Raw genomic sequence first — 14753 nt, 5'->3', positions numbered from 1 at the left:
GTGAGCCTGCTCGCGATAGCCTTTTCTGCACCAGCACAAATCTACCGGGCCGGTACCTCCGCCGGCTTAACCACCGCAGGCTTCAACACCAGCCACAACGCCGCCGCAATCAGCACGCCGCCATAAATGTGCGCCATCGACAGCGGCTCATCCAGCAGCAACGCCCCCCACAACACGCCAAACGGCGGAATCATGAAGGTCACGGTCATCGATTTCACCGGGCCGATCGAGCTGAGCAGGCGGAAATAAATGATGTACGCAAACGCCGTGCAGCCCAGACCCAGACCGAGCAGCGACAGCCAGACATGCCAGCCGCCCCAACTCACGGGTGGCTGGGTTGCCACGCTGTAGCCAAACAGCGGCAGCAGGAACAATGTCGCGCCGAGCATGCTGCCCAGTGCCGATAACCGACTGTCCAGTCCGCCAGCCTGATCCAGCCAGCGCCGCGCAAGAAACCCGGCGAAGCCATAACAGGTGGTCGCCAGCAGGCACGCGACGGCGCCCATCAACAATTCCAGATCGAATGCCACCGGCCCTGCGCGCGTCAGCACGCCAACCCCGAACAGTCCGAGGAAGACGCCGCTCAACTTGGCGACGGTCAATCTTTCACTGAAGAACAATCCGCCAATCAACACGCCCATCAACGGCGTGGTGGCGTTGAAAATCGCCGAGTAACCGGCCGGCAGCACTTGCGCGGCAACCGAATACAGCGTCGCCGGAATCCCCGAGTTGATCACGCCGAGCAGCATCACGGTTTTCAGTTTGCCTTTGAAATCCCAGCTGATGCGCATCAAACCGAGGATCACCAGCAGGCCGACGGCCGCGATCGACACGCGAAAAAACGCAGTCGGGATCGTCCCGATCACGGGCGCAATCACGCGCATGAACAGGAAACTCGCGCCCCAGATGGCTGCCAGCGACAACATACGGAAAATATCGACAGGGCTCACGGCGGGGCTCCTTCCTTGATCGGGACGAGAGTGTTGCCGAGGCCCCGGATCATGGCAACCGCTAATCGGACATTTAATTTCCTGCAGCCGCCGCTTACACGCAGAAAACCGTACGCGGTAACAACCGGAACGGCATTTGGCCGAAATTGCACTTCACCTGTGCCCGCAACCGTGGCTAAGCTCAGGCACAGATTTCCAAACGTACGCCGAGGTCTCATTTATGCCGCAGCAATGGCCAGCCACCGACATCGCCCGCATGATCCTCGATGGCTTTGACGATTACCGCGAGCATTTCCGCCGAATCACTGACGGCGCGCGCGAGCGTTTCGAACAGGCGCGCTGGCAGGAGACGCAAACGGCGTCGGCAGCGCGGATCAACCTCTACGAAGAAAAAGTCGGCGAAACCATCGCCCGCCTGCGCGAGCATTTCGACGACGACACGCTGATGAACGTCAGCTGCTGGCCGCTGGTGAAAAGCGCCTACATCAGTGTTATCGACCTGCGCTTCGACGATGAACTGTCCGAGACCTGGTACAACTCGATTTTCTGCGGGCTGTTCAGCCACGATCTGATCAGCGATGGCTGCATGTTCATTCACACCACGCGCCCGAGCCTGCGCCGTGCCCGCGCCGCGCAAACCCGTACCTACAAACCGCAAGGGCAGTTATCGGGGATGCTCGCGAGCATTTTTGCCGATTACCGTTTCAGCGAAGACTACGCCGATTTACCGGGTGACCTGCAGCGCCTCGAAGCGCAACTGCGTGAGAACCTGCCGGACTGGGTGTGCAAGGATCCGGAGCTTAGCGTCGAGCTATTTTCCTCGGTGCTGTACCGCAACAAGGGCGCGTACCTGGTCGGGCGCATCTACACCCGCGACGAACAATGGCCGCTGGTGATTCCGCTGCTGCACCGCGAAGGGCGCGGGATTCAGATCGATGCGTTGATCACTGACGAAGCCGACGTGTCGATCATCTTCTCCTTCACCCGTTCGTACTTCATGGTCGATGTGCCGGTGCCGGCGGAGTTTATTGGCTTCCTGCGGCGCATTTTGCCCGGCAAACACATCGCTGAGCTGTACACCTCGATCGGCTTTTACAAACACGGCAAATCCGAGTTTTATCGCGCGCTGATCAATCACCTGGCCAATACCGACGATCAATTCATCATGGCTCCCGGCGTGCGTGGCATGGTCATGAGCGTGTTCACCCTGCCGGGCTTTAACACCGTTTTCAAAATCATCAAAGACCGCTTTTCGCCCTCGAAAAACGTCGACCGTGCGACGGTGATCGAGAAGTACCGACTGGTGAAAAGCGTCGACCGGGTAGGGCGTATGGCCGATACCCAAGAATTCGCCGATTTCCGTTTTCCACTGACCAAGTTTGATCCAGCCTGCCTTGAGGAGTTGCTGGAAGTGGCAGCGTCGACGGTATCGGTTGAGGGCGACACCGTACTGATCCGCCACTGCTGGACCGAACGGCGGATGACCCCGCTCAACCTCTATCTGGAAAACGCCAACGACGCGCAAGTGCATGAGGCCCTGGACGATTACGGGCTGGCGATCAAACAACTGGCGGCGGCGAACATCTTTCCCGGCGACATGCTGTTGAAGAACTTTGGCGTCACCCGTCACGGGCGTGTGGTGTTTTATGACTATGACGAGATCTGTTTCCTGACCGAAGCCAACTTCCGACACATTCCCGCGCCGCGTACACCGGAAGACGAGATGGCTTCCGAACCGTGGTATTCGATCGGGCCACTGGATGTGTTTCCAGAAGAATTTCCGCCGTTCTTGTTTGCCGATTCAGGGCAGCGAAAGTTATTCGATCAGTTACACGGCGAGTTATATAACGCCGATTACTGGAAGAGTCTGCAGGAGGCCATTCGGGCAGGAAAAGTGATTGATGTTTTTCCCTATCGACGTAAAGGCCTCGATAGCGAATGAATCTTAAGTCAGGTGCGGCTGTTTTTTATTGTTTGATGTGTTCTGTGTAGTGCGTGCTTACAGTTAGTGAGTAGCTCAGTACGCCCGGTTTGATTAGTTTGCGTAAATGCCTTCCATGGTGGAGGACTGTCACTAATTTAACTGGGCTAGCGTATATGAATGTTTCTGTGGGCGAACTGAGCCTGTATGGCAATGCTGAAAATCTGAAAAACTTTTTACAGATGTACCGAAAACATGGATTGCACAATGTGGAGACATCCAGTGAAGTACTTGAGCGCCTGCAGAGTGCGCGGATGCCGGTACATCCAGAATCATCCATTATTGAACATGAGGCGGTCGGCGCGGATCGTACCCTTAGCCTGGAAGCATTTATTCTTAGCCAGGGCTGGCTCGTTCCCCGGAACATTAAACAAGGTCAAAATCTGTATCAAGTTTTGATAACACCACTTCCACGCCTGACGGGAAATAACCATTACCTTAAGCTCATATCATGGAGTTTTGTACTGGACATAAACGATGCGCTCAGAAGCGAAATCGAAACGGCTGTACAAGACTGGATAAGTTCCAGGCCGGGCTCCGATGATACACGCGGCCTGTTAAAGCACTTGATTGAGACCCTCGGGGATACCGAATACGGCAACAGCGTTATTCAGCAGAAGATTGATCGGCTGCTAGCCGGGTTTGAAGCAGAACAGTTGGGCGTGTATTTGCAAACCCGGTTTCAAAACATTACTTTCGTCGAGAGCGCCAGTGAGTGGTGCATGGTCGCGATTCTGGTGAATATGCATGCTAATGGCTACATCGCCGACTATGAACTGTTGCAAAGCGACAATTGGGGTTTACCGGCTACAACGGTAATTCAAAACGTCGAAACATATTTGTTGGCGACCGGCCATTTTGAACCGCCCGTCGCTACCGTGGCAGCGTATCTGATGATTGCAGGGATTGCGCCGGCGCTGACGGTTTATGACCTGCCTGGCGATCTGGTCTTTGGTTCAACCGCATGGGCATTGTTCAATGCCACGGCTTTGCGTCTGGATCTACAGACACCGGGTATCTGTGCCGCAATGAGTTTTGGTCAGGTCATGTCGGTCTCGGTGTTGCGGCCGATTACCAACGAGCAAGCATTGATCGATCAGCAGGCATGGCGTTCCACCTTGATTCAATGGGGGGTGATGAATGGTGTCATCGGCATCAAATTCGATGCGCAGTACGACGGGTATATCGAGCAGGTACGCGATATCTACAATCAACAGGTATGGGAGCAGGCTGAAAGCATTATCAGTTCAAGTGCGGTCATGCCCACTCGCAAAGCCTTGGCGGAATGGGAGTTGATTGGTCTTTTTGCTTCCGATACTTACGTGAACGAGCAGGAGCCAAGATACCGAGAGTCCCACGGTGCCAACGTAAAATTGTCGTTGGTCGAGATCTACATGAGGGGCTGGGTTCCCGGTAAAAAGATTACCTCGAATTTTGCCAATGACCCGTTGTCTGGTTATGCCGATCGACTGGACACTCTTCCTCGTATCGGAACACTGTTTAGTCAGGCATTTACGCCGTATGTCGAGAATCTGCGGGCCGGGTACATGACAATGGTGAAGTCCTTGTTGTCACAATTACCGCTCAAGGACAGGCGCTACCTGGAAACAGGAGAGATTACTGTTTATTCCCTGCAGTGCGGGTTTGCTCACTCAGCTTTTGAAAATTATGCGGCACGTGTCGCCCAGTTGACGTGGCGCCATGGTGTTCTATTGCGAGTTGCGGGAGGGTGGGGCGTTGAATATTACGAAATCATTCCGGGTGCTGGAATAATCAAGAAGAATTATGACCTCCCGGTAGAAATTGAAACGGGTTATGTGAGGCACGGCGGCAGCATAGGGTCTTCCGATATAAACGGGTATTACGGGCGAGGTTATACATTCAACAGTAGTGATTATGTCTACACGCTGGCACACGCCGATGAGGGGCATGATTCAGGCCCCCGCTACGGGATTATTCTAGAGGAACTTGAGTTTGACCGCGCTGATGTTGTCGGGGCATGGACGCCAATCGATTCAACGGCTACAGGCGATTACACGTACTCGACTCGCACTACTCATTACATCGCTCAAATTGTCGCCCGACATTTGATTGGCCCAGAAGATGCTCTAAAAAGAACGGCATGGGGACTGTCGTTGCAAGACGAAATTGATGGCGAAGCCGACAAGTGGATCGGTTCCGCACTAGCGTTTATACCGTTCTATACCGCAATCAAAAACTTCATTGCTGGAAATACGGCGATGGGTTTGTTTTACGCTTCGCTGGATGTCTTCGGGTTCATGCTGAGCGGGACGGGCAATCGTCTTGTATCCGAACTGGTCAGGAGCGCAGCCGGCAAAGGCACGCTCAAAAGTCTGGCTGCTTTGGCACAGGCACCTAGCCTGAAAAGGCTTGAGCGAACTAGCGGCTGACGATCATCAGCGGCACAGCAAGACGGGCAGGGAAGTGGCCTCGCGAGCATTCCCTGCCCGATTTCTGCGACAATCGCGTCCTTGCATAACCAGACGACCGAATTGCGTACCCGATGACCGACGAATCGCCCTCCATCGACAAACTGCTGAAAAACCTCGAACACGCCATGCTCGCCGACCGTCACCGGCTGCGGCGGCAGTTGCTTGAGCTGCGCAAGAAACCTGACGAGGCCAAACTGGCCCAGTGGGTGACGCGCATGCAGGCGTCCTGTGATCAGGTGCTGGCGCGCAAGGCCAGCCTGCCGGTGATTCGTTACGACGACAGTTTGCCGATTGCCGCCAAGCGCGACGAGATCAAGAAAGCGCTGGAAAAGCACCAGGTCTTGATCATCGCCGGCGAAACCGGTTCGGGTAAAACCACGCAATTACCGAAAATCTGTCTGGAGATCGGTCGCGGTCAGCACGGCTTGATCGGCCACACCCAGCCGCGTCGAATCGCTGCCCGCAGTGTGGCCAGTCGGGTCGCCGAAGAACTCGGCACACCGCTCGGGTCGCTGGTCGGCTATCAGGTGCGTTTCGAAGATCAGAGCGATGCCAACACCCTGATCAAGTTGATGACCGACGGCATCCTGCTCGCGGAAACCCAGAACGATCGCTACCTCGAACGCTACGACACGATCATCGTCGACGAAGCCCACGAGCGCAGCCTCAACATCGACTTCCTGCTCGGTTACCTGAAAACCCTGCTGCCGCGCCGCCCGGATCTAAAAGTCATCATCACCTCGGCGACCATCGATCTGGAGCGCTTCTCCAAGCACTTCGACGATGCACCGATTGTTGAAGTCTCCGGCCGTACCTTCCCGGTCGACACCTGGTATCGCCCGCTGACGCTCGAGCAGGACGAAGAGGGCAACCGTGTCGAGGATGACCTGACGGTGGATCAGGCGATCCTCGCCACCCTCGATGAAATCGCCGCTTACGAACGCAGTGAACGTCGCAGTCCGGGTGACGTGTTGGTGTTCCTGCCCGGCGAGCGCGAGATTCGTGACGCTGCCGACATGCTGCGCAAAGCCCAACTCAAACACACTGAAATTCTGCCGCTGTACGCGCGCCTGTCGCCGGCCGAGCAGCAGCGGATTTTCCAGTCGCACCCGGGCCGCCGCGTGGTGCTGGCGACCAACGTCGCCGAGACTTCGCTGACCGTACCGGGCATCCGTTACGTGATCGACAGCGGCACCGCGCGCATCAGCCGTTACAGCTACCGCGCCAAGGTGCAGCGTCTGCCGATCGAGGCGATTTCCCAGGCCAGCGCCAACCAGCGTAAGGGCCGTTGCGGCCGGGTCGAGCCGGGTATCTGCATTCGTTTGTACAGCGAAGAAGATTTCCTCGGGCGTCCGGAATTTACCGATCCGGAGATTCTGCGCACCAACCTCGCCGCGGTTATTTTGCAGATGCTGCATCTGCGCCTCGGCGAAATCACCGCGTTCCCGTTTATCGAGCCACCGGACGGCAAGGCGATCAGCGACGGTTTCAACCTGCTGCAAGAACTCTCGGCGGTGGATCGCAACAGTCAGCTAACGCCGTTGGGTCGACAATTGGCGCGCCTGCCGGTCGACCCGCGCATGGGTCGCATGCTGCTTGAAGCGGCGAAACTGGGCAGCTTGCAGGAAGTGCTGATCGTCGCCAGTGCGATGTCGATTCAGGATCCGCGCGAGCGTCCGCCGGAGCGTCAGCAAGCGGCAGATCAAGCCCACGCGCAGTGGAAAGACATCGACTCGGATTTCGCCGGATTGGTGAATCTTTGGCGTGGCTTCGAAGAACAGCGCCAGGCCCTGACCGCGAGTCCGCTGCGCAACTGGTGCCGGAAGAATTTCCTCAACTACCTGCGTCTGCGCGAGTGGCGTGATTCCCATCGCCAGTTAAGCCTGATCTGCCGCGACATGCAGCTGAGCCTGAATAAAGAGCCGGCGGATTATCCGAAACTGCACAAAGCCGTGCTGGTCGGTCTGCTCAGCCAGATCGGCCAGAAAACCGAGGACGGCGATTACCTCGGCGCGCGGCAGCGACGTTTCTGGATTCATCCGTCATCGGGCATCGGCAAGAAGCGTCCGCAATGGTTGATGACCGCCGAACTGGTGGAAACCACCAAGCTTTACGCGCGCATGGTCGCCAAGATCGACGCCGACTGGATCGAACCGCTGGCCGGGCACCTGATCAAGAAAAACCACTTCGAACCGCATTGGGAAAAGAAGCGCGGCCAGGTCGTCGCGTTCGAACAAATCACCCTGTTTGGATTGATTGTTGTCGGGCGCCGCCCCGTGCATTACGGCCCGGTGGATCCAGTGGTTTCCCGTGAGCTGTTTATCCGTGAAGGTCTGGTGCGCGGCGAAATTCAGTCGAAAGCCAAGTGCCTGACCGCGAACAAACAACTGCTGGAACAACTCGACGAACTGGAAGCCAAGGCCCGTCGCCGCGACATTCTTGCCGACGAAGAAACCCTCTACGCCTTCTACGACGCGCGGCTGCCAGCGGAGATTCATCAGACCGCGACCTTCGACAGTTGGTATCGCGTCAACAGCCAGAAAGATCCGCAGCTGTTGATCATGCGCGAAGAAGACGTGCTGGCCCGCGAGGCCAGTGAAGTTACCGCGCTGCATTACCCGGACACGCTGCACATCGGCGATCTGGAACTGGCGCTGACCTATCACTTCGAACCGAATCACCCGCGCGACGGCGTGACTTTGCGTGTGCCGGCGCCGCTGTTGCCGATGCTGCCGCCGGAGCGTCTGGAGTGGCTGGTGCCGGGGCTGATCGAGGCCAAGTGCATCGCCCTCGTGCGTAACTTGCCGAAAGCCTTGCGCAAGAACTTCGTGCCGGTGCCGGACTTCATCAAGGCTGCGTTGCAACGCATGACCTTCGCCAAGGGTTCGTTGCCGCAAGCGCTGGGCCGTGAGCTGTTGCGCATGACCGGCGCGCGGGTCAGCGATGAAGCGTGGGCAGAGGCCGAGCAAGGCGTCGAAGGGCATCTGCGGATGAACCTGGAAATCGTCGACGGCCAAGGCAAATTCCTTGGTGAAGGACGTGATCTGGCCGAGCTGACCGCGCGTTTTGCCGAGGCCAGTCAGGCCGCGTTGGCGGTGCCGCAGAGTGCGAAAAGTCAGCAACCGGTGGAGGCGAAGGTCTTCGCGCCGGTGGCGGAAAAGACTCAGCAGAAGATCGCAGGGTTGTCGATGACGGTGTATCCGGCGCTGGTCGAAGAGGGCGGCACGGTTAAGGAAGGGCGTTTCTCGACGCCGGCCGAAGCCGAATTCCAGCATCGTCGTGCGTTGCAGCGTTTGTTGATGCAGCAACTGGCCGAGCCGGCGAAGTTTCTGCGCAGCAAGTTGCCGGGGCAGACTGAGTTGGGCTTGCTCTATCGCGATTTGGGCCGGGTCGATGCGCTGGTTGAAGACATTCTGCTGGCCAGCCTCGACAGCTGCATTCTCGAAGGCGAAGACCCGTTGCCGCGTGATGGCGCCGGTCTGGCGGCACTGGCTGAGCGCAAGCGCGGCGGTTGGACGGAGCACGCTGAACGTGTGGCGCGGTTGACCCTGGAGATTCTCAAGCTGTGGCACGGTTTGCAGAAACGCTTCAAGGGCAAGATTGACCTGGCTCAGGCCGTGGCACTGAACGACATCAAGCAGCAGATTAGTAACCTGGTGTATCCGGGGTTCGTGCGCGAGACGCCGATGCAGTGGCTGAAAGAAATCCCGCGTTATCTGAAAGCCGTTGAGCAGCGTTTCGAGAAACTTGGCGCGCAAGTGCAGAAGGATCGCGTCTGGAGCGGCGAACTGGCCGGTCTCTGGGCGCAATATCAGGCTCGCGCCGCCAAGCATGCACAGGAAGGCAAACGCGATCCGCAACTTGAGCTGTACCGCTGGTGGCTGGAGGAATACCGGGTTTCCCTGTTCGCCCAGCAGTTGGGCACGAAAACCCCAATCTCCGACAAACGCCTGAGCAAACAGTGGAGCCAGGTCGAACCCTGAGGCCCCACCGCTGATCGTTCCCACGCTCTGCGTGGAAACGCCTCTGGGGACGCTCCGCGTCCAGTGACGCGGAGCGTCACGGGCTGCGTTCCCACGCAGGAGCGTGGGAACGATCGTTCGTGTTGATCTTGAGAAAGGCGCCAAATCCCTGCGTTTATGGCAAACTTCGCGACCATAAACGCCGGTTTCGCGACCCAGAGCCTTCGGCCGTGTCGCGTGGCGGAATAAAACGATGCCAGGTTTGCGTCCCCCGGATGGGAATAGACCCTTTGTGTGTTGGTACGACGGTTCCAGCACTTTCTGCCTGAACAGATTAGAGAAACGACCATGCATAACGTCGTCATCAGCGGCACCGGCCTGTACACCCCGGCCAACAGCATCTCCAACGAAGAGCTGGTGCAGTCTTTCAATACTTACGTCGCGCAGTTCAACGCCGACAACGCCGAGGCCATTGCCAACGGCGAAGTCCAGGCCCTGACCGAATCCAGCGCAGCCTTCATCGAAAAAGCCTCGGGCATCAAAAGCCGCTTTGTCATGGACAAGGACGGCATCCTCGACCCGCAGCGCATGGCCCCGCGCCTGCCCGAGCGTTCCAACGACGAATGGTCGGTACTTTGCCAGATGGCCATCGGCGCAGCCGAACAGGCCCTGCAACGCGCCGGCAAAACCGCCGCTGACATCGACGGCGTGATCGTCGCCTGCTCCAACCTGCAACGCGCCTACCCGGCCATCGCGATCGAAGTCCAGGAAGCGCTGGGCATTCAAGGCTTCGGTTTCGACATGAACGTCGCTTGCTCCTCGGCGACCTTCGGCATTCAGGCCGCCGCCAACAGCGTGCAACTGGGCCAGGCCCGGACGATCCTGATGGTCAACCCGGAAGTCTGCACCGGTCACCTGAACTTCCGTGACCGCGACAGCCACTTCATCTTCGGCGACGCCGCGACTGCGGTGATCATCGAACGTGCGGACACCGCGACGTCCAAGCACCAGTTCGACGTGGTCAGCACCAAACTGCTGACCAAGTTCTCCAATAACATCCGTAATAACTTCGGCTTCCTCAACCGCGCAGCAGAAGAGGGCGTCGGTGCCCGCGACAAGCTGTTCGTGCAGGAAGGCCGTAAGGTGTTCAAGGATGTCTGCCCGATGGTTGCCGAGTTGATCGGTGAGCACCTGCAAGAGAACCAACTCAACGTCGGCGACGTGAAGCGCTTCTGGCTGCACCAGGCCAACCTGAGCATGAACCACCTGATCGTGCGCAAGTTGCTCGGTCGCGAAGCCACCGAAGAAGAAGCCCCGGTGATTCTCGATACCTACGCCAACACCAGCTCGGCGGGTTCGGTCATCGCGTTCCACAAATATCAGGACGATCTGGCCGCCGGTTCGCTGGCCGTGCTGAGCTCGTTCGGTGCCGGTTACTCGATCGGCAGCGTGATCCTGCGTAAACGTTGATCGCGCCCAAGAGATCGTAGCCTTCGGCAGCTCCTGCACTGATCCTTGTAGGAGCTGCCGCAGGCTGCGATCTTTTGCTTTTGACCCTACGAAAAAGAGGCGCCAATGGCCGTAACGGACGACACCCAACTGCTCGAACGCCTGCTGGCCGGTGAGCAGAAGGCTTTCAAGGAATTGGTCAGCACCTATCAAAGCGCGATGCGCGCCGTGGCCTATGCCATCGTCGGTCAGCGTCACGTCGAAGAAGTGGTGCAGGATGCCTGGCTGTCCGTGGTTCGCCACATCGGCACCTTCGAAGGTCGTTCCAGCCTGAAAACCTGGCTGCTGACCATCACCGCCAACTCCGCCAAAAGCCGCTACAAGCAAAATCGCCGCGAAGTGCTGATGGATGATTTGCCGTCACCCCACGGCAGCATTGACGACGACCGCTTCTCCCCCGGCGACGGCCATTGGTTGATCGCCCCGTTCGCCTGGCACCAGGACACCCCCGAAGCACTGCTCACCGAAGGTGAATTGCGTGACTGTCTCGAGCACACGTTGCTCAGTCTGTCGGAGCTGCAAAGCAGTGTTTTGCTGCTGCGCGAACGGCAGGGGCTGGAGCTGGAGGAGATCTGTAATCTTCTGGAGATCTCGCTCTCCAATGTCCGTGTGCTGCTGCATCGGGCGCGGCTGAAAGTCTTCGCCACGGTGGAGCATTTTGAGGAGACCGGGGAATGCTGACCTGTAAAGAACAAGTGGCGCGTTCCAGCGATTATCTCGATGGCCAGTTGAGCTTTCGCGAGAAGCTGATGGTGCGTCATCACCTGATGTTCTGCCCCAATTGCCGCCGCTTTATTCGGCAGATGCGCTTGATGCAGGCGACGTTGAAGGCAATGCCGGAAAAACCTGAAGAGGGCGTGGACGCCTTGGCCGAACGCCTCGCCGAACAACGCCGCAAAGACCTGTAGGAGCTGCCGAAGGCTGCGATCTTTTGACCTTGATAAACAAGATCAAAAGATCGCAGCCTTCGGCACCTCCTACAAGGGAGTAGCACAGTGCGGGTGAAACGAACGGATGATGGGGATCGTCCCGCCCGCACCGGGCTAAATTGACGCGGTTAGAACTTGGCTTCGGCATCCAGTTGCAGGGTGTTGGTGTCCGCGTCACGCTGAGTACGGCTGGCGAAGTCGGCCTTGGTCAGGAAGTACGTGGCACCGATGGCGAAGTTCTTGTCGATGTCGTAACCGACCTTGAACTTGTGGCCACGCGAGCCGGTGGTGCCGTTGGCGAAGTCAGAGTCGGTGAAGGCCCCCACCACGGCGTCGCGCTGCACATCACGGTAGTTGTAATCGAGGTTGAAACCGAAGACTTTCGACTTGGCGCCGATCAGCCAGGCGGTGTCTGCGTCGGTCACGGCGTCGTTGTTTTTCACGTACTGACCGTAGAACGACAGAGGCATAGCCAGACCGCCGATGTCGAGTTGGCTGAACCCTTCATACAGACGGAATTCGTTGTTCGCCGAGTTGCCGTTGACCGACAGCGCGCACGGTGTCGAGGTGCCGGTGCAGCGACTGTCTTCGTCGTTCTGGTAGGCGTAAACGCTGCCGCCGACGGTCAATTTCAGGTTGTCGGTGATCGCCAGACGGCTACCCAACTGGCCGGCGGTCAGACGCAGGTCGTGACGGAACTGCACGCCTTCGCCATCGACGTTGTCCTTGAGGGTGTAGTTGCCCAGGCTGCCGAACAGTTCGGCGGTGCTGCCCAGTGGGTATTTGTAAGTAACGGCCAGACCTTCCGGGTTGATGTCGCCATCCCAGATCACGTCGCCCATGCTCACCCACGGTTGCAGCATCTTGCCGCCGATCACGTGCAGGTTCTTGATCTGATCGGGGTGGTAATCGATGTAACCCAGGTCGAGCCAGATCTGCTTCTTGTCGAAATAGTTGTCCAGATCCTGGTTGGTCGAACGAGCGTCATCGCCGCCGCCAGTGGCGATGCGGATGCCGGTGTCGACTTGCGGGTTGATCTCGGTGTAGGCGCCGAGGCGGGCACGGATACGCTGGCGATCCTTGTCGCGACCGCCGTTGTTGGATTCACCGTCGATCTTGACGGTCTCCTGACGGATGCGCACGTCGCCCTTGAATTGAGTCTTCGCTGCCCACGCCAGTTTCTGATCGAAAGCGCTTTGTTCGTTGGTCTTCTTCGCGACAGCCGCGACTTGTTCATTGGTCTCTTGCTGCGCCTGCTGCGCGATTTGCTGAGCCTTTTGATCCTTGGCCAGTTCGGTTTGCAGTTCGATGTACTGCGCCTGGGAAATCGAGCCGTTGGCTTTAAGCATGTCGAGCAGTTTGGCGTCGACTGCGGCGCTGGCCGGAACACTCGTGGCCAGCAACAGGCCGCCACACAGGGCTGCCGCAGTTTTCGTGGAAGCAAGACGCATAGCAATCTCCGAAGATGAAAGGGGATGGCTGAACCATCCTGGACACAACCGACGGTTGAAGGTCGGAAAACAGTGGCCGGGCTATAACCCGACGCTCTAAAAACAGGCGCCAGTATCGCGATGGTTTATGACAGTGCAGTGGCACAGTGATGGCAGGATGATGACGATGGGTGTTTGGCCGGAACGATTGATTTAGAGCGGTGTCGGCCGAAGGAGCGTGTGCAAAGCACGTCGATAAGCGATACTCGCCGGGCTTTGAAGCCCCGATGTGGAGAGCCCGTTGATGCCGTTGCAACGCCTGCAAAACCTGTCAGAAATCGCCCCGGCGAGTTGGGACGCATTGGTGCCCGAGAATCAGCCGTTTCTGCGGCATGCCTTTCTCAGTGCGCTGGAAGACAGCGGCAGCGTTGGCCCGCACACCGGTTGGCTGCCGGAGCATTTGCTGCACATCGAAGATGATCGACTGATCGCCGCGTTGCCCACTTACCGCAAGTGGCATTCCTACGGTGAGTACGTGTTCGATCATGGCTGGGCCGACGCCTGTGCCCGCGCCGGTATCGACTATTACCCCAAATTGTTGATCGCCGTGCCGTTCAGCCCGGTCAGCGGCCCGCGCTTGTTGGCGGCGAATGTCGAAGACGGTTTCGAACTGCTGAAAAGCCTGCCGGGGTATCTGGAAATCGAAGAGCTTTCCAGCGCGCACATCAATTTCACTGACCCGTTTACCGATGCAGCGATGGCCGAGCAACCCGGCTGGCTGCAGCGCATCGGCTGTCAGTATCACTGGCAAAATCGGGGTTATCGCGACTTTCAAGACTTCCTCGACGTGCTCGCTTCGCGCAAGCGCAAGCAGATGCGCAAAGAGCGCGAGCAAGTGGCGGGGCAGGGCTTTGAGTTTGAATGGCTGGAGGGGCGTGAGCTGGATGAGGCGCAGTGGGATTTCGTCTATGCCTGCTATGCCAATACCTACGCGGTGCGCCGACAAGCGCCTTATCTGACGCGGGAGTTTTTCAGTTTGCTCGCTGAGCGCATGCCCGAAGCGATTCGTGTGGTGCTGGCTAAACAAGGTTCACGGCCGGTGGCGATGGCCTTCAGTCTGGTCGGTGGCGACAGTTTCTACGGACGTTATTGGGGCTGCCTGGCGGAGTTTGATCGGCTGCATTTTGAGACGTGTTTCTATCAGGGCATGGATTACGCGATTGCACAGGGTTTTCAGCGGTTTGATGCAGGTGCTCAGGGGGAGCACAAATTGATTCGCGGGTTTGAGCCGGTGATCACGCATTCTTGGCATTACTTGCGCCATCCGGGCTTGAAAGCAGCAGTCAAAAATTTCCTCGAGCAAGAACGCGCCGGCGTTCTCGCCTACGCCGAGGAAGCCCGAACAGCCTTGCCCTACCGCCAAACCTAGCACCCACGTAGGAGCTGCCGAAGGCTGCGATCTTTTGATCTGGCCTTTTTAAAACCAAGATCAAAAGATCGCAGCCTTCGGCAGCTCCTACACGGGAATTGTGTTGGGCG

Annotated in this window: 9 protein-coding genes; 7 read left to right on the top strand and 2 right to left on the bottom strand. The window is 58.0% G+C overall.

The window, feature by feature from the left end; genetic code table 11:
- Positions 1 to 41 precede the first annotated feature (41 nt).
- The gene (locus tag QMX93_RS18425) at positions 42 to 950 is read right to left on the bottom strand and encodes a DMT family transporter (protein ID WP_282357582.1); all 909 of its coding nucleotides are present in this window, start codon (positions 948 to 950) and stop codon (positions 42 to 44) included.
- A gap of 220 nt (positions 951 to 1170) precedes the next feature.
- Here QMX93_RS18425 and aceK point away from each other — a divergent pair, with 220 nt between their 5' ends.
- The 6 genes from aceK to QMX93_RS18395 all read left to right on the top strand — a co-directional run bounded on the left by aceK (position 1171) and on the right by QMX93_RS18395 (position 11763).
- Entirely contained in the window at positions 1171 to 2892 is a 1722-nt protein-coding gene (gene aceK, locus QMX93_RS18420; protein ID WP_282357581.1) for a bifunctional isocitrate dehydrogenase kinase/phosphatase, read from the top strand.
- Between the two features lie 155 nt (positions 2893 to 3047).
- Entirely contained in the window at positions 3048 to 5342 is a 2295-nt protein-coding gene (locus tag QMX93_RS18415) for a hypothetical protein (protein ID WP_282357580.1), read from the top strand.
- A 113-nt stretch (positions 5343 to 5455) separates the two neighbouring features.
- A complete protein-coding gene (gene hrpA, locus QMX93_RS18410) occupies positions 5456 to 9367 on the top strand; it encodes an ATP-dependent RNA helicase HrpA (RefSeq protein ID WP_282357579.1) in 3912 nt (1303 codons plus the stop codon).
- A gap of 327 nt (positions 9368 to 9694) precedes the next feature.
- Positions 9695 to 10816, top strand: a complete 1122-nt coding sequence (locus QMX93_RS18405; protein WP_282357578.1) for a beta-ketoacyl-ACP synthase III — start codon at positions 9695 to 9697, stop codon at positions 10814 to 10816.
- Between the two features lie 105 nt (positions 10817 to 10921).
- Positions 10922 to 11536: an RNA polymerase sigma factor gene (locus QMX93_RS18400; protein WP_212545178.1), complete on the top strand. Its 615-nt coding sequence runs from the start codon at positions 10922 to 10924 to the stop codon at positions 11534 to 11536.
- Positions 11530 to 11763 (top strand): zf-HC2 domain-containing protein, encoded by a 234-nt coding sequence (locus tag QMX93_RS18395; RefSeq protein ID WP_159814655.1) that lies wholly within the window; start codon positions 11530 to 11532, stop codon positions 11761 to 11763. Before QMX93_RS18400 ends, QMX93_RS18395 begins: the two co-directional genes overlap by 7 nt.
- Before the next feature lie 149 nt (positions 11764 to 11912).
- Here the strand turns inward: QMX93_RS18395 and QMX93_RS18390 are convergent, their stop codons facing one another.
- On the bottom strand, positions 11913 to 13235 hold the full coding sequence (locus QMX93_RS18390; protein WP_282357577.1) for a putative porin: 1323 nt from the start codon (positions 13233 to 13235) through the stop codon (positions 11913 to 11915).
- Between the two features lie 283 nt (positions 13236 to 13518).
- On the opposite strand from QMX93_RS18390, the gene QMX93_RS18385 reads away from it, so the two are divergent.
- Complete coding sequence (locus tag QMX93_RS18385; RefSeq protein WP_282357576.1) at positions 13519 to 14643, top strand: GNAT family N-acetyltransferase; 1125 nt, start codon at positions 13519 to 13521, stop codon at positions 14641 to 14643.
- The last annotated feature ends 110 nt before the right edge of the window (positions 14644 to 14753 follow it).

It is taken from the genome of Pseudomonas sp. PS01303, from assembly GCF_029959385.1.
GTDB lineage: Bacteria > Pseudomonadota > Gammaproteobacteria > Pseudomonadales > Pseudomonadaceae > Aquipseudomonas > Aquipseudomonas rustica.
This window is presented reverse-complemented; position numbering and strand designations above follow the sequence as displayed.